This is a genomic window from Akkermansia muciniphila, assembly GCF_030848305.1.
GTDB classification, from domain to species: Bacteria; Verrucomicrobiota; Verrucomicrobiia; order Verrucomicrobiales; family Akkermansiaceae; genus Akkermansia; species Akkermansia muciniphila_A.
Genome location: NZ_CP114598.1, coordinates 1,483,103 through 1,505,576 on the forward strand (window position 1 = coordinate 1,483,103; position 22,474 = coordinate 1,505,576).

The 22,474-nt window shown below is 57.7% G+C and carries 13 protein-coding genes and 1 pseudogene; 5 read left to right on the forward strand and 9 right to left on the reverse strand.

Going from position 1 to position 22,474, the window contains the following annotated elements:
• Positions 1–30: 30 nt before the first annotated feature.
• On the reverse strand, positions 31–1,041 hold the full coding sequence (locus O4G22_RS06455) for an aspartate-semialdehyde dehydrogenase (RefSeq protein WP_094135561.1): 1,011 nt from the start codon (positions 1,039–1,041) through the stop codon (positions 31–33).
• A gap of 15 nt (positions 1,042–1,056) precedes the next feature.
• Between O4G22_RS06455 and O4G22_RS06460 the strand changes: the two genes are divergently transcribed.
• A complete protein-coding gene (locus O4G22_RS06460; RefSeq protein ID WP_143245523.1) occupies positions 1,057–1,347 on the forward strand; it encodes a hypothetical protein in 291 nt (96 codons plus the stop codon).
• 175 nt (positions 1,348–1,522) lie between these two features.
• On the opposite strand, the gene O4G22_RS06465 is transcribed toward O4G22_RS06460, so the two are convergent.
• From O4G22_RS06465 to trxB, 3 genes are all read right to left on the reverse strand, one after another.
• On the reverse strand, positions 1,523–2,212 hold the full coding sequence (locus tag O4G22_RS06465) for a hypothetical protein (RefSeq protein WP_094135563.1): 690 nt from the start codon (positions 2,210–2,212) through the stop codon (positions 1,523–1,525).
• Positions 2,213–2,313: 101 nt separating this feature from the next.
• On the reverse strand, positions 2,314–3,693 hold the full coding sequence (locus O4G22_RS06470) for an L-serine ammonia-lyase (RefSeq protein WP_094135582.1): 1,380 nt from the start codon (positions 3,691–3,693) through the stop codon (positions 2,314–2,316).
• A 70-nt stretch (positions 3,694–3,763) separates the two neighbouring features.
• Entirely contained in the window at positions 3,764–4,717 is a 954-nt protein-coding gene (trxB, locus tag O4G22_RS06475) for a thioredoxin-disulfide reductase (protein ID WP_256943696.1), read from the reverse strand.
• A gap of 353 nt (positions 4,718–5,070) precedes the next feature.
• Between trxB and O4G22_RS06480 the strand changes: the two genes are divergently transcribed.
• Positions 5,071–5,616 (forward strand): GNAT family N-acetyltransferase, encoded by a 546-nt coding sequence (locus tag O4G22_RS06480; protein ID WP_179218308.1) that lies wholly within the window; start codon positions 5,071–5,073, stop codon positions 5,614–5,616.
• Positions 5,617–5,860: 244 nt separating this feature from the next.
• Here the strand turns inward: O4G22_RS06480 and O4G22_RS06485 are convergent, their stop codons facing one another.
• The 5 genes and pseudogenes from O4G22_RS06485 to O4G22_RS11555 all read right to left on the reverse strand — a co-directional run bounded on the left by O4G22_RS06485 (position 5,861) and on the right by O4G22_RS11555 (position 11,337).
• Positions 5,861–6,697 (reverse strand): hypothetical protein, encoded by an 837-nt coding sequence (locus tag O4G22_RS06485; RefSeq protein WP_094135565.1) that lies wholly within the window; start codon positions 6,695–6,697, stop codon positions 5,861–5,863.
• Between the two features lie 259 nt (positions 6,698–6,956).
• Entirely contained in the window at positions 6,957–7,631 is a 675-nt protein-coding gene (locus O4G22_RS06490; protein WP_094135566.1) for a TatD family hydrolase, read from the reverse strand.
• Between the two features lie 3 nt (positions 7,632–7,634).
• Positions 7,635–9,362: a cation:proton antiporter gene (locus tag O4G22_RS06495; RefSeq protein WP_094135567.1), complete on the reverse strand. Its 1,728-nt coding sequence runs from the start codon at positions 9,360–9,362 to the stop codon at positions 7,635–7,637.
• Between the two features lie 18 nt (positions 9,363–9,380).
• Complete coding sequence (yaeI, locus tag O4G22_RS06500) at positions 9,381–10,232, reverse strand: phosphodiesterase YaeI (RefSeq protein ID WP_094135568.1); 852 nt, start codon at positions 10,230–10,232, stop codon at positions 9,381–9,383.
• Positions 10,229–11,337, reverse strand: a pseudogene (locus O4G22_RS11555) (aminopeptidase). The gene yaeI and the pseudogene O4G22_RS11555 overlap by 4 nt, the downstream one beginning before the upstream one ends.
• 81 nt (positions 11,338–11,418) lie before the next feature.
• On the opposite strand from O4G22_RS11555, the gene purN reads away from it, so the two are divergent.
• From purN to O4G22_RS06525, 3 genes are all read left to right on the forward strand, one after another.
• Positions 11,419–12,006 carry a phosphoribosylglycinamide formyltransferase gene (gene purN, locus O4G22_RS06515; RefSeq protein ID WP_094135570.1) on the forward strand — a complete coding sequence of 196 codons (588 nt, stop codon included), beginning with the start codon at positions 11,419–11,421 and terminating at the stop codon, positions 12,004–12,006.
• Between the two features lie 139 nt (positions 12,007–12,145).
• A complete protein-coding gene (locus O4G22_RS06520) occupies positions 12,146–12,979 on the forward strand; it encodes an FKBP-type peptidyl-prolyl cis-trans isomerase N-terminal domain-containing protein (protein WP_180974253.1) in 834 nt (277 codons plus the stop codon).
• A gap of 308 nt (positions 12,980–13,287) precedes the next feature.
• On the forward strand, positions 13,288–22,335 hold the full coding sequence (locus O4G22_RS06525; RefSeq protein WP_306713832.1) for an autotransporter-associated beta strand repeat-containing protein: 9,048 nt from the start codon (positions 13,288–13,290) through the stop codon (positions 22,333–22,335).
• Positions 22,336–22,474: the final 139 nt, after the last annotated feature.

Genomic DNA, 22,474 nt, shown 5'->3' on the forward strand with positions numbered 1-22,474 from the left:
TTATGGGATAGGTGCGGGGGAGGAAGCGGTTCAGCGGTTGACCAGCAATTCCGCGATTTGTACGGCGTTGAGGGCGGCTCCTTTCCGGACCTGGTCGCCCACGACCCAGAGGGTCAGGGCATTGTCGATCGCCATGTCCATGCGCATGCGCCCCACGTAGCAGGTGTCTCCGTTGGTGCTGTCCAGCGGGGTAGGCCACACGCCCTCCGCAGGGTTGTCCATCAGGGCGACTCCGGGTTTGCCTTTATAGGCGCTGCGGGCCGTTTCCACGTCCACGGGTTTTTCAAACTGGGCGGTAACGGCGATGGAATGGGAACGGTAAACGGGCACGCGTACGCAGGTGCATGTTACCTTGAGTTCGGGCAGGGAGAGAATTTTACGGCCTTCATTGAGCATTTTAAGCTCTTCCTTGGTATAGCCGTTTTCCGCAAAGGAGTCGATCTGGGGAAGAAGGTTGAAGGCTATCTGGTGAGGATAAACATTTTTCACTACAGGGTGGCCGTCCACGACGGCGCGAACCTGGGCTTCCAGTTCCGCGATGCCGTGCTGGCCGCTGCCGGAAACCGCCTGGTAACTGGAGGCAATGACGGTTTTCAACCCGAAACGCTGATGCAGAGGGAAGAGGGCCATCAACGTGATGATGGTGGTGCAGTTCGGGTTGGCGATGATATTGCGGGGGTGGTTGAAAGCCGCTTCCGGGTTGATTTCCGGCACCACCAGGGGCACGTCCGGCTCCTGCCGGAAGGCGGAGGAATTATCAATGACCACGCAGCCCGCAGCAGCCGCGACAGGAGCGAATTTCAGGGAAATGCCTCCGCCTGCGCTGAACAGGGCGATGTCCACCCCATCAAAGGATTTTTCCGTCAATTCTTCCACAGTCAGCATTTTCCCGCGGAAAGCAACCTGTTTTCCGGCGGACCGGGCGGAGGCCAGAAGCTTCAGGGAACCTACGGGAAAATTGCGTGTTTCCAGGCAGGACAGGATTTCAACGCCCACCGCTCCGGTGGCGCCGACGATGGCAACATGGGGTGCTTGGTTCATGATTGTTGTCAGAGAATGACGGATGTTTTCCGTCCGCCCTCATTATACGGCAGCCCGGTCATATGGCAATACGATTGCAAGCCTTCAGGCTTAAAAATGAAAAAACTGCCCGAGATTTTACACCTCGGACAGTTGTTGAAAAACGGGAAAGATCGTGTTTTTTATTTCAGCGCTCAAGTCCAAGGACAAGTTCATATCTGTTTGACTCAGGCTGGAGGCGTGGTCGGCCAGTTGGCTGATTTGCCATTTTCCGTCTGGAAAACGATGTTAAGGGGCGCGAAGTTGACGCTAAATCTCCGCTGTTGATATCTTCTGGCCAGACAATGCAAGGTATTGTAGAAAATATCCTTTCTACAGTAGCGTCCCCCTTTATGTGACTTGTAGTTGCTATGGGGCATTTCAACGCCGCAACGCAACGCCGTAAACCTGAAGAGAATTAATCGGGAAGCGGTTTTTGAAGGAAAAGGGCGGTGCAAGACTGCTATTTAACCCATTTTCCCGCGCCTTCCGGCAGCCTGCCGTCAGAGACGGGGCCGTAGCGGGTGGATTCCGTGTTGCCCCAGAGGGGGACGCCTATGATGCGCTTCCACCAGCGGGACATGCTGGCCCCCGTATAGCAGCCGAAGCTCCAGCAATCGGACTGCGGCGTGAAAATATCCCGCCGTATCCTGTTCAGGTCCGTCTCATGGATCCATTCCGTGGAAACGGCCATGATATTGTTGCCGTAATCCAGCATCCACGCATAGCAGTTGGAATGGCCGAAGTAGTAAAAGGATTCCACCTTGTCGCCGCGGAAGCGCGGGGAGGCATTCAGCGCCCGGATGGCCTGGTCGGCGCTGTCCGCCCAGACGAGCTTGATTTTGTACTTGGAAGCCAGGTCCGCAATCCAGCGGGTGTAAGGTTTGCCGTCTTCCTTCCCCCGGGTTGCGTAACCGGGGCGGTAAACAATCCAGGTGATTCTGGCGGCAGGGTCTTGCTGCTGGATCTGGGCGATGCGAATGGTGGAGGCCCTGACAAAGTTGGCCCACCAGTTGTCATGCCTGTCAGGCTGTATTCTCAGTCCTTCCCATTGCCTGAGCGCGGGGCCGCCGCACATGACGACGTGAACGGCCCGGGACAGTCCCGTGCCGCCCAGCAACAGGGCCAGAGCGAGAAAGAGGCGTGAAAGCATGACCGCACCCTACCTTTGCTCCCCGTATCTGTCAATCCGGCGGAGCGTTTTTTACGGGAACAGACGCGCTTGGAAAACCAAGGGAGGATGTTCTTGCCTTCTCAGCAATTCACCACGTTGACGGCCAAGCCGCCCTGGGCGGTCTCCTTGTATTTGGATTGCATGTCCCTTCCGGTATCCAGCATGGTGCGGATGACTTTGTCCAGCGGGACAAAATGGGCGCCCGTTCCGCCCAGGGCCATGCGGGCGGCGTTGATGGCCTTGATGGCGGCAATGGCGTTGCGTTCGATGCAGGGTATCTGGACGAGGCCCGCAATAGGATCGCAGGTGAGCCCCAGATTGTGTTCCATGCCTATTTCCGCGGCGTTTTCCACCTGGTGGGGAGTTCCCCCCAGGTACTCCGCAAGCGCGGCGGCAGCCATGGAACAGGCTACGCCCACTTCTCCCTGGCAGCCTACGTCCGCGCCGGAAATGGAGGCGTTTTTCTTGTACAGGATGGCGATCCCCCCGGCGGTGAGCAGGAAACGATGCACGGCATCCGGGTACGGTGAAACACAGAATTTGGTGGCGTAATTAAGAACGGCCGGAACAATTCCCGCCGCTCCATTGGTCGGCGCGGTGACGATGCGGCCGCCAGCCGCGTTTTCCTCACTTACGGCAATGGCGTACAGATTGATCCAGTCCATAATGGAGAGAGGATCTTTCAAGGCCGATTCTCCGTGCACCAGAAGATTTTTGCGCAAAGTTTTGGCCCGGCGCGGAACCTGCAGAACGCCCGGCAGATTGCCGCGCGCGCTCATGCCGTTGGAGATGGACTGCTTCATCGTCGTCCAGATCAGATCCAGTTGTTCACGGACTTCCCGTTCCGGGAGCATGGCGCATTCGTTCGCCATGACAATGGAGGAAAGAGGGCATCCGCGCTCATCAGCCATGTGCAGCAGTTCATCCGCGGATTCATAAGGAAAAGGAAAGGTTTCCCGTTCCTTTTCCTCCGGATGCAGAAGTTCCTGTTCGGAAGAGACGAACCCGCCCCCCGTGGAATAAAATACCGCATCTTCAACCGGTTCTCCGTCCCGGTTGACGGCAGTGAACTGCATCCCGTTCGGATGCAGGCGCAGGGGCTGGTAGTGGGAAAGATCTAGGTCGCGGGAAGGAGAGAAACGGACGGTTTTTTCTTCCGTGACGGATAACGTTTCCTGCTGGTGCAGGCGGGCGATTTTACCGGGAATGCTGCGCGGCTCCACCGTATGGGGTTCCTCTCCCAGCAGCCCCAGCATGATGGCCGTATCCGTGCCGTGCCCATGTCCGGTAGCAGCCAGGGAGCCGTAGCATTCGCAGCGGATGCCTGAGATTTCCGCCAAACGCGGGGAGTGGCGTATTTGTTCCAGAAAGCGGTGCGCCGCCCGCATGGGCCCTACGGTATGGGAGGATGAGGGACCTATGCCGATGCTGAAAAGCTCAAAAATGCTGTAATGGTGCATGTCCGTTTTCCTGTAGCGGGGAAGGGCCGGAATTCCCAATGGGACTTCCGGCCCGTTCCGAAAGATGGGTTTACAGCCCCAGCAGGTAGCGTTCCGCTTCAATGGCGGCGCTGCAGCCCATCCCGGCGGAAGAAATGGCCTGGCGGTAATGAGGGTCCGCCACGTCTCCGGCAGCGAACAATCCCGGCGTCCTGGTCGCCATCAGCCCTGTTTCCCGGATGATGTAGCCGGCATCGTCCCGGTCCACCAGATCTCCCAGGAAAGAAGTGTTCGGCGTGTGCCCGATCGCCATGAAGACGCATTTGACGGGAAGCTCCGTTTCATCCCCTTCCACTACGTCCTTCAGCATGACGGCTTCCAGTTCTCCCTTGTCGTCCGTCTTATAGCTTACGATGGTGGAATTCCACATGGGGAAAATCTTTTCATTGGACAGCGTCCGTTCCGCCATGATTTTGGAAGCGCGGAGCGTGTCGCGGCGGTGGATCAGATACACCCGGGAGGCGAAGCGCGTCAGGAACATGGCTTCTTCACAGGCGCTGTCTCCTCCGCCAACCACGCACACAGGCACGTCACGGTAAAAGGCTCCGTCACAGGTCGCGCAGGCGGTGAGGCCGTGGCCTACCAGCCCTTCCTCTCCCGGGATGCCCAGATAGCGGGCGGACGCCCCCGTAGCTACAATGATGCTCCGGGTTTCGTAATTCTGGCCGCTGGTCTTCACGGTGAACAGTCCGGTGGCTTCATCCCTGACGACGCTCTTGACGTCCTCATATGCAAACCGGGTGCCGAATTTTTCCGCCTGCTGCTGCATCAGGAACATCAGGTCCGGCCCCATCACGCCGTCCGGAAAGCCGGGGAAGTTTTCCACTTCCGTCGTGGTGGTCAGCTGGCCGCCGATTTGAGAACCCGTGATCAGAAGCGGAGAGAGGTTGGCGCGGGCGGTGTAAATGGCCGCCGTGTAGCCGGCGCAACCGGCGCCGATGATAATGACTTGTTCGCTCATAATAGTATGTATGTCCGTTGCCATGGTAAAGGGGGCGTGCCTGTTTTGCGAGTAGATTTTGCGCTATGCGGCGACAGTGCGGCGACCTGTAATCCGGCGGTTGCGGAAAAGAACCGTCTGCATGTATTCCGGGCGACGAATGCAATATTCTGGCCCTGTCTGCGGGAAGATTGCCCGGCCGCGTGCCTTTCAAGAACAATCCGTCAAGAAGGACAGGGATTTCCTTGTCGCCGTATCCGGCGTGCGGGGATATTTTTCTTCCTTCTCCTGGGCTGGGAAACGCTGCATCAATTTGAGCCGGAACAGCTGGTTGTATGACTGGGGAAGGCTTTCCGGGGGGCTTGCCGAACGGAGACGGGTGTGGTTGGATATGGTTCATGACGTCGGAATTGCTGACCAAGCGCCGTGTGACGGGTGTGGATGATCCGTTATTCCTGGATTCTCTGGATATTTACCGGACAAGTTTTCCTGTGCATGAACAGCGAAGGGTGCAGGATTTTCCGCTGGCGTTTCAAGATCCCGGTTTTTGTTATGAAGTATTTTTAAATGGGGAAGGCCGGGTGGTTGCGATGCTGGTGACGTGGCGTCGGGAACAATTCGTGTATCTGGAGTATTTTGCCGTGGCTGCCACCCTGCGCGGCCGGGGCGCTGGGCAAAGGATTCTGGAAGAATTGAGGGATGCGTTTCCGCGCAAAGTTATTCTGGAAATTGATCCTCCGGAGGACGGGATTTCACGCCGGAGGCTGGGGTTTTATCAGAGGCACGGCTTTGTTCCCAATCCGCAGTTTGATTATGTCCATCCTCCTTATACGGATGAGGGCGAATCTTTTCCGCTTCTGTTGATGACGCATGGAGATCTGCTGGATGAGGAGACATACCGGAGCTTTGTGGATTTCCACCATCGTCACGTAGTGGCAAGGTGAATGAATGACCGGGAAAAATCCGCGCCATGAGGGATTTTTCCTCCCCCTTGAGGCGAATTATTCTAGGGGGGCTTGCTGATATGAGCCGGTAGGGCATCAGGCGCATGCTGCGGTTTTGCCTGTTTAAGGAATGCCCCTGTTCCTTTCCGGAGTACGATGCGTGGCGGCGTTCCTTATGCCCGGTAAACGCCCCTGGGCCCGTGTTTTCTGAAAACATGCGGCGGGTTGGGATACGCCGGAAGAATCAGCTCCATGCCCGGTCCACGGTCTCCTGTTCTTCCGGGGCAAGGTATCTGGAGAGCCGTTCTTTCATGCGCTGCCGGTATTCGGGAATACTCCAGGAATGAAGCGGCTGAACGGCGGAGTTGGTGAATTGCCAGGAGGGGACGGGCACGACCACGTCCAGGACTTCTCCGGCTCTGGAGGGCATCCCGGCCAGTACCGCCGCGATGGTGGGGGAAAGCTCCGGATGTTCATCCAGAAGATCCAGCAGCCAGCCGCAGCCCAGGTCCGTGGGAATGGCTTCCGTTCCGGCCAGCAGGTCCGTGAGGCGTTCGGGAGGAAGATTTTTGGAAATGAAAGACAGATAAGGGGCAAACCGCATGTCACCCAGGCTCATCAGGGCGTCCAGCGCCGGAGCCATGGACGCCTGTCCGGGGCAGGGAGAAGCGCAGATGACCTTCGCCAGTCCGGCAATTCCGGGAAACCGCTCCTCCGGCTGGGGCGCGGCCAGCGTATAAATAAGGAAAGCGGATTGCCTGCGGATATCCGGCGTCTCATCCGCCATGGCAAAAGGCAGCAGGGCCCTCCATCCGTCCCCTTTCCGCTGCCGGATAAAAGCTGCCAGTTGCAGAGCGCATTTGCGGCGGGCGTCCGGAGCGCAGCGGGATTGAAACATCTGGTAAATGGTGACGCCTTCTTCTTCTCTTCCCGTTTCATTGCAGGTGACCAGTCCATAGGCGATCATGGCCAGAGGCCATTGATCCGGACCGATTTCCCCCCTGCGGGAGGGATCCATGACAAGGGCGGCAAGCCGCTTGATTTCCGACAAAGAGCTGGTTTGATCCTGAAAAAGGCCCATGCCCGCATGATAGCCGGAGGCGGAAACCTGCCAAGGAAAAACCGTGGATTACTTACAGGCGCCCGGAGTTTTCCGGTACGGAGCCTTTTTCTTCTTCTGGAATATAAATTGGGCAGAGTACTCTGCTGCCTGCGATTCGATGCGCAATCGCCTCATTTTTATTTTCTGAAAAAATAATTGAATAAAAAATCAATGGAAATAGAAACCCAGCGCATGGAGGGGCGTCGCGAAGCCATGTCCGCCCGGTTGAATGGAGGCGTCAAGGGTGGATCAGGTTTTCCATATTGCTTTGAACCAGGTCAACCAGGTTGTTGACGGTCATGCCCAGTTCCCGCGCCGCGCGGCGGTAAAGTTCCGGCAGGGTTTCCGGATGCCCGTCCGATTCCAGCGCCAGCCGATGGAGCGGTATGGAGGCAAGCAGACCCGGACGTTCCATTTCCCGCAGGCCTATGGAGAGAAGCCAGTTTCCCGAAGGAAGTTCCGAGCTAAGATGCAATGCTCCCGTCCAGCCGTGCAGGATAATGTTCAAACGGGGATATTTTTTCAGCATTTCCGCCAGCGTGCCCCATGCGCGGCAGCAGTGCAGGGAAGCGGGCCGGTCCAGGAGCGCGGCCAGTTCCAGATGCCGTTCCAGCGCTTCCTTCTGGAGAGGCAGCCCCGGGATGCCGCGCCGGCATTTGTCCAGCCCCGTTTCCCCAACGCCCGCATGGGGGATTTTTTTCAGCAGGGATTCCAGTCCGGGCATTTCCTCCTTCCACTCATCCGGGTTCAGGAACCAGGGATGAATGCCGAAAAAGGGCGTAACATGTTCATCCCGTTCCGCCAGAAGGGCCACCTGTTTCCAGTCCTCCGGGGAGGTGCCGCAGATGAACCGAGGCGCCGTGCCGGAAGCGAGTGCGGAGGAATGAGTGTGGGCATCCGGCAGATTCATCATTGCTTAATGGGACAACGAAGGCGCGTCCGACGGTTCAATAATATCAAAACTCTGTTTCGCCAGGCGCACGGCGGCGGCGCCCGTTTCCATTTCATCATGGATGACGTTGACAATGCCCGCGTGATGCAGGGAAGCCACTTCCGAACGGAATTTGGCGCGGGCAATCACCGTGATGTCCCCATTGGCGCCTTTGATCTGCATGTAGGTGGACAGGGCCGGGGCAGGGTCCGGGAACGTGAAGGCGATCAGCCGCGCGGTACGGACGCCTGCCAGGTCCATGGTGATTTGGTGCTGAATGTCTCCCAGAAAGGCCAGATGGCCTTCATTAAGCAGGGATTTGACGGTGTCCGCATTCAGGTCGATAATAATGCAGGGAATGCCGTATTGGGACAGGCTTTCATGAAGCCTCCTGCCTACGGGGCCGTAGCCGCAAATGATGGCGTGCTCCCTGATGCCTTCCATGCGCGTGATCAGGGTTTCCACGTTGAGGCGTTCCCGTTTTGTTTTCAACCCGGGAATGCGCACCAGCAGCGGGGTGAGTTTCCGTGCCGCTTTCATCAGCAGCGGAGTCATGCCCATGGAGACGGCGGCAATGGCGTAAACGTTGGTGGTCACCAGAGCCGGGATGGGGGAGATCTCCTGCATGAAGGGGATGAGCACCAGGGAAAATTCCCCCACATTGGTGAGCGCGGTGGAGGCCATGATGCCCATGCGGCCGGGGATTTTCAGGAAACTTGCGGCTGTAAGGCAGGCTATGAATTTAATCGCGAGGACAAAGGCGGTGAAGGTCGCCACCTGTCCGATGTGTTGCCACAGTCCGTCAATGTCGATCAACAGCCCGGCGGACACGAAGAAAATGGTCAGGAACAGGTCCTTGAAGGGGAGCACTTCGCTGAGGACCCGGTGGCTGTAGTAGGACCCGCTGACGAAGAGGCCGGCGGTGAAAGCGCCCAGGGCGATGCTCAGGCCCAGCAGGCTGGCGAGCATGGCAATTCCCGAACAGATGGCGAACACCATCAGGGTGAAGAGTTCCCGGCTTTTGGTCCGGGCGACGGCCAGCATGATGCGCGGAAGCAGGTAACGGCCGATCAGCCAGGCGGCCCCCAGGAAGACGAGCCCCCGCAGCACGGCCATGCCGATGTTGAGCGCTGTTTCCCAAGAGTCGGGCGTGACGGTAAAGATCTGCGGCATGATCGCCACCAGCATGATGGCGGCGATGTCCTGGAACAGGGCGATTCCCACCGCCATTTTTGCCCCGGAGGTTCCGCTCAGGCCGAATTCCTGGAAGGATTTCAGAGCCACCGCTGTGGAGGAAAGCCCCATAATGGCCCCGACCGTCAGGGAGTGGCTCATGTCCATGCCTGTGGCGTAATGGAGCCCCAGGCCGAAAGCGGCGGTGCAGATGAACATTTGAATACCGCCGCCGACTAGGGCGGTTTTACGCAGATGTTTGAGTTCGTCAACGGAGAATTCGAGCCCCAGCGTGAACATGAGCAGGATAATGCCTACCTCGGAAAGGGCCTGGATGCTGACGTCGGAATTGGGGATGTGGTCCAGAATGCCGCAGTTGGCCAGAATTACCCCGCAAATGAAGTATCCTGCCAGCAGGGACTGCCGGAAGTGGGCCAGAATGAGGGCAATCGCGATGATGCCCATGAAGACGACAGTAAGCAGGGTAAAGAAGGGAGGCGCGTCATTAGGGCCTCCGGAAGCCAGCAGAGAGAAAACCATGGCGGTCGGGTCGGGAAGTTAGGGAATGGTAATGAGGTTGATTTCCGGCGGGCAGTTGAAGCGGCCCGGCCCCAGGTAGCCTATGCCGCGGGTGACGAAGACCTGCTTGTCCTCATAGGAATGGAAACCGGAGTTCATGGTTTCCCCTTCCGACGCCAATAGCGGGGCGGAAAAGAATGGCAGTCTGATCTGGCCCCCATGCGTATGGCCGGAAAGCATCAGGTCCCAGCGGTAATTTCCCAGCAGTTCCCTTCCTCTGGGGTTGTGGCTCAGAACGATGGTTGGCATGGGGGAGTTTTCCTCCAATCCGCGCGGGGTCATGCACCGGTCCGGGAAAAAGTCCCCCTCCCGCAGGTCTCCCAGCCCCACCAGCTTGAATTCCACGTTTTTCAGTCTGGGAATGGAGACGAAAGCTGCGGAATTCCTGAGCAGGGTGAACCCGCCTTCCTTCAGGATTCGCTCCACGTTGTCCGCCAGGGCCATGTCGTGGTTGCCCAGGCATGCGTAGGCCGGAGCGACGGAGGAGAGGCGTTTCATCTGGGCGATGTAGTCGCCTGCATGGGTGACCCGCAGAAAATCCGTGTACAGATCTCCCAGAAACACGATCATGTCCGGTCTGGCCTGTTCCGCCATTGTTGCCGCCTGTTCCAGCAGGGGCAGGTTGGTGTGGATGTCTGACAGAACCAGGATACGCAGGCCGGAAAGGCCGGGCATACATCCGGCAGGGGCTGCGTTTTCATTGAATTCCAGATGGTTGGCCTCCCAGTGCATGTAGGAGGCCAGCAGGGAGCCCAGCAGAATGGCTGCCGCGGCCGCATACAGGCATTTACGGAACAGGGAACGTTTTTTGGGGGCAGGGGTGGCGGTCATGATTGGGAAGGATTGAGAATGGTCAGTTCCGGCAGGGTGAACAATCCGTTGCGGCGCACCAGCTTCCCGTCCAGGTAAATATCTCCTCCCCCGGCAGCCTCCGTCTGGAGGCATACCATGTCCCAGTGAATGCGGGACTGGTTGCCGTTGTCCGCCACGTGGTAGGCCTGCCCCGGCGTCAAGTGGAAGGAGCCGGAGATTTTTTCATCAAACAGGATGTTGCGCATGGGGCGTGTGATAGCCGGATTGACGCCGAAGGCGAATTCCCCCAACCTGCGAGCGCCGGGATCCGTGTCAAGAATAGCGTTGAGTTCTCCTGTTTTTTCTCCCGCTTCCGCATGCACGATCAGTCCGTTTTTCAGCGTCAGGCGGATGTTGTCAAAGGGAATACCCTGGAACAGGCTAGGCGTATTGAAGGCTATATGGCCGTTGGCGCTGTCGATGACGGGGGCGGTAAACACCTCTCCGTCCGGCAGGTTGCATTCCCCCGCGCACGGGATGGCCGGCAATCCCTTAATGGAAAAGGAAATATCCGTTCCCGGCCCGGTGATTTTCACGTATTCAGCCTTTTCCATCATGGCGGCCAGCGTCCGCATGGCGGGACGCAGGGCGGCGTAATCCATCAGGCAGGTATGGAAATAGAAGTCTTCAAATTCTTCCGTGCTCATGGCAGCCTGCTGGGCCATGCCCCGGACGGCCAGCGCAGCCCGCACCAGCGCGTATGGCGGATGCGCCGCTGGGAGACGGGATTCAGGGCTTTCATGGCGGCGGCCATGTTTTCCTGCGGAACGGAGGACAGTTCAAAGGCGTTTTCTCCGCCGCGGATTTCAATGTAGGCGTCCATGTCCTCCATTTCCGCCAGGCGGTGGCGGCCGATGATACCGTATTGTTCTTCTGTGGCTCCTGAGAGCATTTCCCTGTTCAGGCGGGACTGGTTCAGGCGCAGAAAGGGCATGGCTCCCGCCTTCCTCACCTCCCGGATGAGGGTTATTCCCATTTCTTCCGGAATATCCGTCAGTTCCAGCAGAACCCTGTCTCCGGGGCGCAAGGAGGTGGAATACCCTGCAAGCTGGACGGCCAGGGCCTGAAAACGGGGGTCTCTCATGTCTTTATTAGGCAAATACGGCAGCCTTTTTGTCAAGCCGGAGACTTGCCACGGGCAAAAAACTGTGGTTTCATCCCCCGGATGTCCAGATTGCCCAAGTTAGGAATACTCGGTTCCGGTTCCGGTTCCAATTGCCAGTCCATTTATGATGCCATCCAGTCCGGTTCCCTCCGGGCGGAAATCGCCGTGGTGATGTCTGACAATCCGGACGCCTTCATTCTGGAACGCGCCCGCTCCTGGGGCATCCCGGCGGAGGTGATCGATTGCGGAGGGTTTAAGACCAAATTCCCGGAGGAATCCCAGGCATCCGTTGCCGCGCGCCTGAAGGAATACGGCGTGGATTGCGTTTGCCTGGCCGGATTCATGCGCCTGGTGAAACATCCTCTGCTGAAGGAATTTCCTTCCCGTATCCTGAACATCCATCCTTCCCTTCTTCCTGCTTTTCCGGGGCTTCATGCCTGGGAGCAGGCCGTGAACGCCGGGGTGGCGGAGAGCGGCTGCACCGTCCATTATGTGGATGACGGAATGGATACCGGTCCCATCCTGGGCCAGGCCCGCGTGCCCGTGCTGCCGGGGGATACGCCGGAAAGCCTTCACGCCCGCATTCAGGAGCAGGAGCACACCCTTTATCCCGCCATGATCGCCCGCGTTTTGAAGACGCTGGCATGACCTGCCGCTCCTTTGATCCGGACAGCAATCCGGCTTTCTGCCGGGAGAGGATGACAGGATGACGGATTCTCTTGTCTTGTGCTGTGAACGGAATCCGTTAAAAAGGAGTCTTCTTTTTCAAAGAAAGGATAAAAATACCATGAAGATGAACCCTTCCATCGCCCTGTTTGCCGTTTCCGCCCTTTTGGCGGGTGCGGCGGGCGCGCAAGAAAAGGCTGCCGAAGTTCCGGCGGCCGACCAACCCAAACAAGAGAAAGAAATTACTGTGTCTCCCGAACAGATGAAAAAGGACCTGGGCTATTTTCTGGGTTTCCAGAGCGGTCAGCAGCTTGGTTCCATTCCTACCCTGACCTTTGACGACCTGGACCAGGAATCCTTCCTGCAGGGCATCAAGGACGGCATGGTCCGCAAGCCCGCCAAGGACCAGGAACAGCTGAAGCCCGCCCTGGATGCGTTCCAGAAGCAGATAGATGAACGCATTTCCGCCAAGGCCAAGGCCAATTTGGAGGCCAGCAAGAAGTTCATGGAGGAAAACGGCAAAAAGGAAGGCGTTACTACGACGAAGTCCGGCCTCCAGTACAAGATTGTGAACAAGGGCGGCGAAGAAAAATTTGATGAAAAGAAGTTCAAGAACCCCATGTTCAAGGTGAAGTACAAGGGCACGCTGCTGGACGGCACCGTGTTTGACGACACCAAAGGCAAATCCGTGGAACTTCCCCTCCAGGTCATCCCCGGCTTTGCCGAAGCGCTGACGACGATGCCCGTCGGCTCCAAATGGATTGTTTACATTCCTTCCGAGCTGGCTTACGGGGAAAACACTCCCGGCGCTCCGATTGAACCCAATTCACCGCTCATCTTTGATCTGGAACTGGACGGCATTTCGGAAGCTCCTGCCCCCCAGGGCGGCCCCATGAGCATTTCTCCGGAACAGCTTCAGGAGATGCTTAAGCAAAGCGGCGCCCAGCAGCAGTAAGGAAAAAATAGTTTAAGCCAGGGCCGTTCCCGGGAGGGAACGGCCTTTTTGTTTTTATCTGTACCTCTTTCATCAGGAACGCGAATGGGCAGACGGGGAATTTATAATCCTGCTTCTTTCCTTAATCCATGTATATTGCTTGTAATGAAAGAATGATGATTTTGTCCTTCTGGATATGGTGGTAGATATGTTGGACAGGCGGATGATATTTGTTTCCCATTATTTGTTTAATGTGAGCTTTTTTCGAAAATTGGCTTGCCAACGGATTATAAATCCGGGTATTACTGGCCACAATATCTTTGATCAGTATGAGACTTCATCTTCCTCCGTCTTTGCGTTCCGCCCTTCTCGCTTCCCTGGTTTCCTTCTCCGGCATTTACTCTTATTCCCATGCCGCAACCTCGGCGGATTTCTGGCAGATTCCCGATTTTGGCGGTCCTGATTTTACATGGACGGGGGATGGGGAAGGCGACGCCGTAGGAACGGCAGACAATTGGGAGGGAGATGCAGCTCCCTCCCGCGTGGACAATAAGGGGCCGCACTTGATTTTTAACGGCGTTGAGGTGACGGTGACGGGGAACCCTCCCAATACCTCGGACGGCGGCGGTATTTCCGTAACGGGGAACGGCAGTGTATCCGCGGGGCTGGGACAATGGGGCGGCAATGTTTACGTGGAGAAGGGCTCTACCCTTACCACCTCCTTCAGCAACCAGATCAAGAATACGGAAGCGGAAGGCCATGCCAATATTTATGTGGACGGCGCTCTGAACATGACGACTCCGGGGGGGAACCTCAATTTTGACCATGGCTCCGGTGCCGGCAATCATTACTGGCACATCGGGCTTGACGGAATGGTCAACCTGTCAAACACCACCACCATTACCAAGAACTCCAAAACCTGGAATGTGGAGGTAGTGGTTGCAAGCGCTATGGAAGAGCTTTCAGTCACCAATCGCGAGATGGTTGACGATGCCCTGATAACACGCTATTTCATGTCTACAGGGGCCGATTTAGGGGCATCCCTGGATTCCCTGCGTATTTGGAAGCAAACCGGGGACGACTCTTATGAGGCATTGACGAGAGCCGATTCCGCCGGTCAGCTGGGAGCGGACAATTTCCTGCTTGTTTCCAACGGTTCCGGCATGTCCGTGCAGTACAAGGGGGAAGGGTATAATGCAGAGACGCTGGTCTGGAATTCCAACGGCACATGGAGCAATACGGGAACGGGCTGGTACAAGCAGGGTGACGGAAACAAAACGGATACTTCCTTCCTGAATGGGGATGCCGTTATTTTCACGGCGGCGGAAGGTTCCAAAACAGTCAATTTTTCCGGAGGAATCAATGTTTCCTCCATGACGTTTGAGGCGGATTATACGCTCCTTCCCGGAGAAGGAGCCTCTCTTTCCGCCCGGGAAACGGTTTTAAGCAACGGCTCGTCCCTGACGTTGGGTGATGGGGATCACCGTTTTTCCGGATTTGAAAGTCTGGTGACGGGTGGGGAAAATTCTTCCCTCACGGTTTATATGAAAACGGATGCTTCTTCTGCGGGAAGCGTCAATTTGCTGGAGGGCTCGGCTCTTCAGAATCTTTACGTTGATGGTGCCTTGAGGCTGAGAGCTTCTGCCCAGTCAGGGACATGGATGCTTGGCGGAGCCAGCCTGCATATGATGGCGGGTTCTACCATGGTGTTCAATTCCGATGCGGGGACATCCATTGGAGCGGGGCAAACAGTAATCGCGGAGGGCAGTCTGAATGTTTATGCGCAGAATGTTTCCGACAGCAACACGTATCTTTGGAACCTGAAGGGCGGCGAGAGTGTCTCGAATGGAGATACGCTGACCTTTAACGGATCCAGCAATCCGACCGTGGCCGGCAATATCTCGTACGCCGGCAATATCGTAACCAGCTCCCAGACCGGCTCTTCCATGACGTTTACGGGAGATATCCGGGCGGAATCGTTCAAGGTCGCCCATTATTACGGCAGGATTCATATGGCTGGTAATGAATTGGCGGTCAACAAGCTGTGGGTTGGGGCCGGCGGCGGATACGACAATTCCCTTTATGGGGCCCTTGATCTTGATTCCGGCAATGTGACTACGGCAGGCCAGGTCCGGCTTGCCGAGCTGGGACATGGAGTGCTTAATGTGAACCAGGGTTCCTCACTGACTGTCTCCGGCAGCAATGATACCCATAGCACAAGCGCCAGCTTCCTGCTGGCCCACTGGGCTTATTCAGGGGAACTTAATTTGAGGGGCGGTTCCCTGACTGCATTGTCAACCTCGATGCGCCTGTCCTGGGATGGCACGGGCACGTTCAATGCCTCTTCCGGAACGGCGGATTTGCTGGGAATGAGTTTCTGGGCTTCCGGAAACGGTTCATTCCGGGGCAGTTTCCTGTTGGGCGGCGCGACATCCGGGGATGCCAGGGTGAACATAGGCTCTTCGGGCATCACCGATGTGGCGGGGGCAGCCGTTATCAAACTGGGGGAAGGCACTCTGGGAGCCCTGTCCAACTGGAGTATAGGCTATAATCCGAATTTCACGCCTTCTTATGTAGAACTTCTGGGCACGGTGAACGGGACTATCCTCGATACGCTGGATGCCAATGACCATGTCACGGGGCGTACTGTTACCTTCTCCAACGGGCTGACGGGAAACGGCAGTCTGGTGAAGGTTGGCGACGGGGTTCTGGTTCTTAACGGAACGGCCCAGGCCCCGGTCCCTGCCGAAGGAGAAACGGCAGCCGTTCCCGGCTTTACCGGAACGGTGGAATTGAGGGAAGGCGGTTTGACGGTGAAGGATTCCAGCGTTATCGGGCAGGGTTCCTTGCTGATCGGAGGCGGCCTTACCGTGAACGTTACGTCCGCGGACGGGTATGTGCTGAATGCCGGATCTACGCTGGGATCCACGGGAATTGCCGGAGGAACAGCTACTTTATCCGCCGGGTTGACGTTGAACGGAGGCGCTTTGAGCTTCAGTTCTCTTGATTCGGAAACGGCGGCTCTGACCGCTAACTCCATCAGCGGCAGTGAGGCTACGGAAGTACGGCTGGGGGTGTCTTCTCTGGAAACGGGGATTAGTTACGCATTGCTTTCCGGAGCGGGGTTGACGGAAAGTTCTTTCTTTACTTTGGGCGGAGCCGTTGCGGAGCTGTACAATGGAACGTTTTCCGTCAGCAACGGCACTCTTTACGTCAATTTGAGCGACAAGGAAGGTTTGTTGAGATGGAAGAGCGGCACCTGGAATACGGAAAGCTCGAATACCTCCTGGAGCCTTGACGGAACTCCGTCAGCTTATACTGATGGGGAAACGGTATATTTCTCCAATGGCGATGGAGTGGATAAAAATGTGACGATTGCGGGGAATGTCGCTCCAGGCAGAATTAACGTTTCCGGTACGGATTTCATTTTTACGGGTGACGGCTCCATTACCGGAGATACGACGCTGAACCTGCTGGACGGAGCTTCCCTGACCATGAACAACGCCAATTCCTATACCGGGGATACCGTTCTTGGCGATGGCAGTAAACTCGTTGTCGGCAATGCCGGCGCGCTGGGCTCCAGCACGGTCCTGTTGCAGGGGGATTCCGTTCTGGAACTGACCACGGGCACGTGGAACGGGCTGGGAACACGTTTGAACTCCAATTCCTCTGGCACGCTGAAATTGAGCGGGAACGCCTCCGGAACGACAACGGCCGCCCTGACTGGAGTCAGATATGAGCTGGGAGCCAATACCACGCTGACTCTTTCCGCCGGAACCTATGGAAATACGATTACCGGGGCCGGCACGCTGATCTCCGCGGTAGGAACGAATGTCCTTAATGGAAATGTTGATATTACAGGAGAATACAGGGTGTTGGCAACCAACGGCACGGCATGCGCCTGGACGCTGGGTTCCGGCGCTTCCGTGACGGCGGGGAGCTTTATCGGCCGCTACGAGTACAATGGAACGACTACGCTCAATATCAGCGGGGATGCCGTGATGAATATTACCGGCACCTTGAGGATTGCCCGTGACGGGAGAGGCGTCATGAATATTGGTTCAGGCGGCATGGTGCTGGCCCGGACACTGGATTTGGGACAGAACTGGGACGGAGTAAGCGCCAAGGGCGCCACCATTAATCTGAATGGCGGTTCCCTGTTCCTCGGTTCAGGCGGCATGACGGCGTCCGGAAATACCAATACGATTGCCCTGAACATGAATTCCGGGACGCTGGGCACGACGGCGGCGGAAGGCTGGTCTTCCGCCTATAACATGACCCTTGCTGGAAATGTGACGGTTGATACCCGCCAGTATGATGCGGACACCAAGTCTTACCATGACCAGGCTTCCACCGGCATCACCCTCGGAGGCGTTCTTTCCGGAGCGGGCGGCCTGACGAAAACCGGCTCCGGAACCTTGACCCTTTCCGGGCAGAATACTTATACGGGACTGACTAATGTCCAGGCAGGAACGCTGGCGTTTACAAATACGAACGCCATGACCCTGAGCAGCATTTCCATGGGTGCGGGGGCCAGGATGACGACGGCTTCCGCCCTGACGCTGAATAGCGGTGCGGCCCTCACCTTTGACATGACGGGCGTGGCGGCGAATGAGCCTGTCATTAATATCACGGCCGGGACCCTGGCTCTTGCGGATTCATCCTGTGCGCTGACGATTAACAATTATGGAGAATTGGAGGCGTCTAATTATGTCTTGGCCCAGTGGGCTGCGGCCGGAAGCCTGACGACGGATTCCTTCACATGGACGCCCGACATCACCAGGGAAGGATTCGAATATTCCGTGGTGGTGGAAAACAACCAGCTTGTGCTGAAGGTTGCAGACGTCAGCGGAGACAACGGTTTTGTATGGGACGGAGGAACGGACCGGAAGTGGATCAACACCAGCGTTGACGGCTGGACGACGAGGCAGGCGGGAGTGGATACGCTGGATAATCAGGAAATTTACTTCTCTTCCTCGGAAGCGGGTGAAGTCAAGGTTTCCGGTACTGTAACTCCCAAGAGCGTCGTTTTCAACAGCGGCTCTTACACGCTGGTCAGCGATCCTGACAACGCGGGTTCTATCGCGGATTCCACAGCTCCCACCACGCTTACCGTGAACGGTACGGCCGAGGTTGCCTTAAACCTGGCCAACACCTATACCGGAGGAACGATACTTAATGGCGGCATTCTTACCATTGGAGCTGACGGAGCGCTGGGAACGGAAGGGGATATTACATTCAACGGAGGGACACTGGCCTATGCGGATTCCTCTGCCGGTGCGGATGCGACAGGTGATGACATTTCCGGTCGTGTCAACGTGGGAGACGGAGGTTCCCTGAACGTTTCCGTGCTTGGCGCGGCGGATACCGTTTCCTGGGCCGGACTGACAGCCGACGTCATGGGGGCAGGCACTACCCTGACCAAAACGGGAGCGGGCACTCTGGCCCTTGGATATGCAGGAAATACCCTGGCCCACCTTACTGTGGAAGAGGGCACGCTCGCTTTCACGGGCGGCGCGACCATCGGCGTAAATCCGAACAATGCTACTATTGTCCGCGTCAGTGAAGGCGCTTCCCTTGCCCTCTCCGGCGGAACCGTCAACCTGCATGCCCAGCTCAATGGGGCTGGCACCGTCACGATCGGGACGGCGGATACTGCAGGTCTGGTTAATATCTCCAATACGGGCAATACCGGCTTCACTGGCCGCCTGGAACTGGTCGGCAACGGGGTGAATATGAGCACCAATGCCAACTGGGTAGCCTTTGGGGCAGGAAATACGCTGGGAGGCGGCACCGTTTTCATTGACGGCAAGGGCTTCCATTTTTCCGCGGGCGCGACGGCAGCCAATTTTGAAATCGGCGCAACCCACGGCGCGATGCAGAACGGCTCTTCCGGCGCCACATATACTTTCTCCGGAAGCCTTTCCGGTTCGGGCACGTGGGCTATGGCTGCGAACGTGCGGATGAACAATGTCCTCACGGGATCCCTCAAGGACTTCTCGGGAACCCTGGTCACCAATGAGACTTCCGTCCACAACAATCGCCAGGCCTGGAACTTCGGTTCCGGCGGGGCTTGCGCCACAGGAGAGGGGAATGCCGTTTTTGGAGACGGCGCCATTCTGGGAGGCAACACGGGCTCCGCGAATACCGGGCTGGCCGCACAATACAACGTCAATTACAACAATACGGAACTGGTGCTGAACGCGCTGGTTCAGGGCAACTCCAGCCTGACGCACGCAGGCGCGGGCACTCTGATCCTGGATCAGGCCAATACCGCTGCGGGAGCGCTCGGCATTACGAATGCCGGAGCCGTTGTTCAGCTTGGCACGGAGGACAAGGCCGGCCAGTGGGCCGGAACCGTGCTGAATGGAGCGGGAACACTGAAAATCGTCAATGGCGCGCTGACTTCCTCCATGACCCGGGCGGAAGGCGCGACGGCAGCCATTGTCGTGGACTCCGCTTCTTCCATCAATCTGGGCGATACCGACGGCGGCATGCTCAAAGGCATTACGCTGGCTGCCGGAGGCAGTCTTGCCAACGTTTCCGGAGATATTATAGTGGGCGAGGGAGCCACGGAAACATTGAATCTTACCCTGGGGGCGGATAACGTCAACCAGGATGCGGCCGGTACGGCCATCATTGACCAGGGAGACGGCAGACTTGTCATTAACAATCCCGCCACGGTCAATCTGGACATTGACGCTATTGTGAACACGCTCGTCGCCCATAAGGAAGCCGGTGCGGAAAGCTGGCTCACCCTGACGACCGGAACGCTGGAATGCGAAAATCTTGGCGATATCCAGTTCAGCAGGATTCTTTCCAATTACGGCATCCGGGTGACGGGCACCGACGGCGGAAGCCTGGTTCTCAGCGGGCAGGTCAGCGGGCTTTATATGGTGAATGATTCCTCCGCTTCCGACCCTGACACCGTCACCAGCTACGGTACGCTGGGGATGTACTCCGGCGTGGTGATTTCCCAGGACAAGACGCTTGCCGTTCAGTTGTCCGGAGCTCCCGGCGATTCCGACGGGGACGGCGCGGTCATCAACAACCTGCTGGGCGCTACGGGAAGCACGCTGAAAGTGGAAAACACCAGTGCGGACAGAGGCAACGCCGTTGTCATCCTCAACAACGAACGCCTGGAAACGGGCTTGCCTGCTCCTGATGATTACTCCGGTGCGGATTCCATCATGGGCGGAAACATCGTCGGGGAAAACGGAGTTACCTTCATCAAGCAAAACACGGGTAAGTTGACAGTCAACGGTTCTTTTGTGACGGACACCCTGCGCGTGGAAGGCGGTTCCCTCGCTCTTAACGGTGAAGGAAGCAACTTTAATCATGTGGAACTTGCCGGCATAGCGGAAGGCGTTGTTCTGGACATCAACCGGAATACCGTCATGGGTGACCTGACGGACAGCGGCGAAGGCGCGGTCCTGAACATCGGCAGCGGAGCCTCCCTTTCCGTCAACGGCGCCAGCAGCCTTTCCTCCAGCACCATCCAGGGCAGCGGAACGCTTACTCTCCACGATGCGCTGGAACTTTCCGGAACGGCTTCCCTCCAGGGCGGCATTCTGCTCGATCTGGCGAAAGATGGTGGCTCCCAGGGAATACTGGACCTTGGTTCGACATCCGGCAGCACCGTTTCCGGAATCGGCGGAGAGGGCACTCTGAAGAGCGCTGGCGGCGTTTTGGCTGTCAATACCGGTAATTCGGGCAGCGGCTCCGTTTTCAGCGGTACTCTGGAAGGACGCGGGCAGCTTAATATTTCCGGCAATGCCGGGCAGACGTTTGAAAACGTCATGACCGCTGCCGGCAGCAGCTGGGCAGTTAACAACACGGGGCTCCTCAATATCCGGATGGGAGGCACGATGGACGACCCGAAATCCAATACGGCGCTGACCCTCAGTAGTTTGACGCTGGTTGACGGTTCCAGTACGAATCTTGCCTTCAACACGGACTACGCCGGCCCCATCATCAGCGTGACCGGAAACATCAGCATCAGCCAGGGCGCGGAAATAACTCTCAGTTCCACTGGCGGGAACGAGCTGACTCTGGACGCAGACGGCAGTTACACGCTCATGCACGCGGACGGAGCCATTGATCTGGGAGGAAGCGACAGACTGGCTATCCTGCTGGATCCCTCCTCCTCCGCGTTCAAGAAATTTGAAAATGATGCGTACCTGGTGATGGAAAACGGCAACCTCGTTCTGATGGCCACGGCTTCCAGGGACAATAAATACGCCCGCCTTGCGGATACGTTTAATTCCGGGGCCGGGGCGGAACTGCTCTGGAACCTGCCTGGCGATCTCGCTGCGGATTCCATCCTCAAGAAGGTGGATGACGCCGTAGGTGCCCTGACGTCTTCCAACCCCTCGGAAGCAAAGCGCGCCATGGCAGCGGTGGCAGGAAGCACAGTCAACGCGCTGGGTACGGCGCAGCGGGACGCCCTGCGCGACCAGATGGGCTGGATCCGCAACCGGACCACCCTCATGGGCGTCAACCCCGCCTACGTCAACGACGACCTCCCCCGCTTCCACATGTGGATGGAAGGCACGGGCTCCTACGCCCAGCTCGACACCCGGGGAGATGAAAGCGGCTACCGGCTCACCACCTGGGGAGGTACTGTGGGCATGGACGCGGACCTCAGCGACCGCGTCACCGTGGGAGCGGCCTTCACGGCCAGCTACGGAGACCTGACGGCCAGCGCGGCGGACAGCGCCGACGGCCACCTGGACAGCTACTACGCCAGCCTCTTCGGGCGCTACCAGAACAAACGCTGGGCGCACACGCTCATCCTGACGGGAGGATGGAACGACGCGACACTCAACCGTACGGTCAACTACGGGGAAGGAAGCTACAGCACGCAGGGCAGCACCGGCGGGTGGGGCCTTGGAGCCATGTACGAACTCACCTACGACATCTACCTTGACGAAAACCGCAGCAGCGTGCTGCAGCCGCTGTTCAACGCCTCGGTGGTGACGACGCGGATGGACGGCTATGAAGAAACGGGCGCGGGCAACGCGGGCCTGAACGTCGGCCGGCAGGACTGGACGACGGGAACAGTGGCGCTGGGCGGCCGTTGGATGGGTCTTGTAGGCAGCAACATCTTCGGACGTGAAGCGCTGGGGGAAATCCGGGTCAACGCGGCGCAGGACCTGGGAGACCGGAGGGGAGAAACAAACGTCACCCTGCTGGGCAACCCCGGCTTCACGCAAAGCGTGAGAGGGGCGAAAGCGGGAACGACGGCGCTGCAGCTCGGAGCGGGGCTGAGCGTGCCGGTGGGGACGAAAGGAACCGTCTTCGTCAACGGCAACGCGGACATCCGAGACGGGTCCAGCTCGGTGAACGGAAGCGTCGGCTACCGTTACGACTTCTAACAGGAAGAAACGGGAAAGGAGGCTCGCTGGAGCCTCCTTCCTCCGGGCCCTCCAGAGCCGTTCCGGAACAACTCCGGAACGGCTCTGTTGCCCAGGGAAAACCCGCCAGTGCCCCAAGAGGGGCAAAAATGAGGTAAAA

What these genes read in the sequence shown, in the direction of transcription:
- O4G22_RS06525 (WP_306713832.1), top strand. Translation starts at nt 13,288, where the DNA reads ATGAGACTTCATCTTCCTCCGTCTTTGCGTTCCGCCCTTCTCGCTTCC.
- O4G22_RS06485 (WP_094135565.1), bottom strand. Translation starts at nt 6,697, where the DNA reads ATGGGCCTTTTTCAGGATCAAACCAGCTCTTTGTCGGAAATCAAGCGG.
- O4G22_RS06495 (WP_094135567.1), bottom strand. Translation starts at nt 9,362, where the DNA reads ATGGTTTTCTCTCTGCTGGCTTCCGGAGGCCCTAATGACGCGCCTCCC.
- trxB (WP_256943696.1), bottom strand. Translation starts at nt 4,717, where the DNA reads ATGGCAACGGACATACATACTATTATGAGCGAACAAGTCATTATCATC.
- yaeI (WP_094135568.1), bottom strand. Translation starts at nt 10,232, where the DNA reads ATGACCGCCACCCCTGCCCCCAAAAAACGTTCCCTGTTCCGTAAATGC.
- O4G22_RS06465 (WP_094135563.1), bottom strand. Translation starts at nt 2,212, where the DNA reads ATGCTTTCACGCCTCTTTCTCGCTCTGGCCCTGTTGCTGGGCGGCACG.
- purN (WP_094135570.1), top strand. Translation starts at nt 11,419, where the DNA reads ATGTCCAGATTGCCCAAGTTAGGAATACTCGGTTCCGGTTCCGGTTCC.
- O4G22_RS06460 (WP_143245523.1), top strand. Translation starts at nt 1,057, where the DNA reads ATGACGGATGTTTTCCGTCCGCCCTCATTATACGGCAGCCCGGTCATA.
- O4G22_RS06520 (WP_180974253.1), top strand. Translation starts at nt 12,146, where the DNA reads ATGAAGATGAACCCTTCCATCGCCCTGTTTGCCGTTTCCGCCCTTTTG.
- O4G22_RS06490 (WP_094135566.1), bottom strand. Translation starts at nt 7,631, where the DNA reads ATGATGAATCTGCCGGATGCCCACACTCATTCCTCCGCACTCGCTTCC.
- O4G22_RS06480 (WP_179218308.1), top strand. Translation starts at nt 5,071, where the DNA reads ATGACGTCGGAATTGCTGACCAAGCGCCGTGTGACGGGTGTGGATGAT.
- O4G22_RS06455 (WP_094135561.1), bottom strand. Translation starts at nt 1,041, where the DNA reads ATGAACCAAGCACCCCATGTTGCCATCGTCGGCGCCACCGGAGCGGTG.
- O4G22_RS06470 (WP_094135582.1), bottom strand. Translation starts at nt 3,693, where the DNA reads ATGCACCATTACAGCATTTTTGAGCTTTTCAGCATCGGCATAGGTCCC.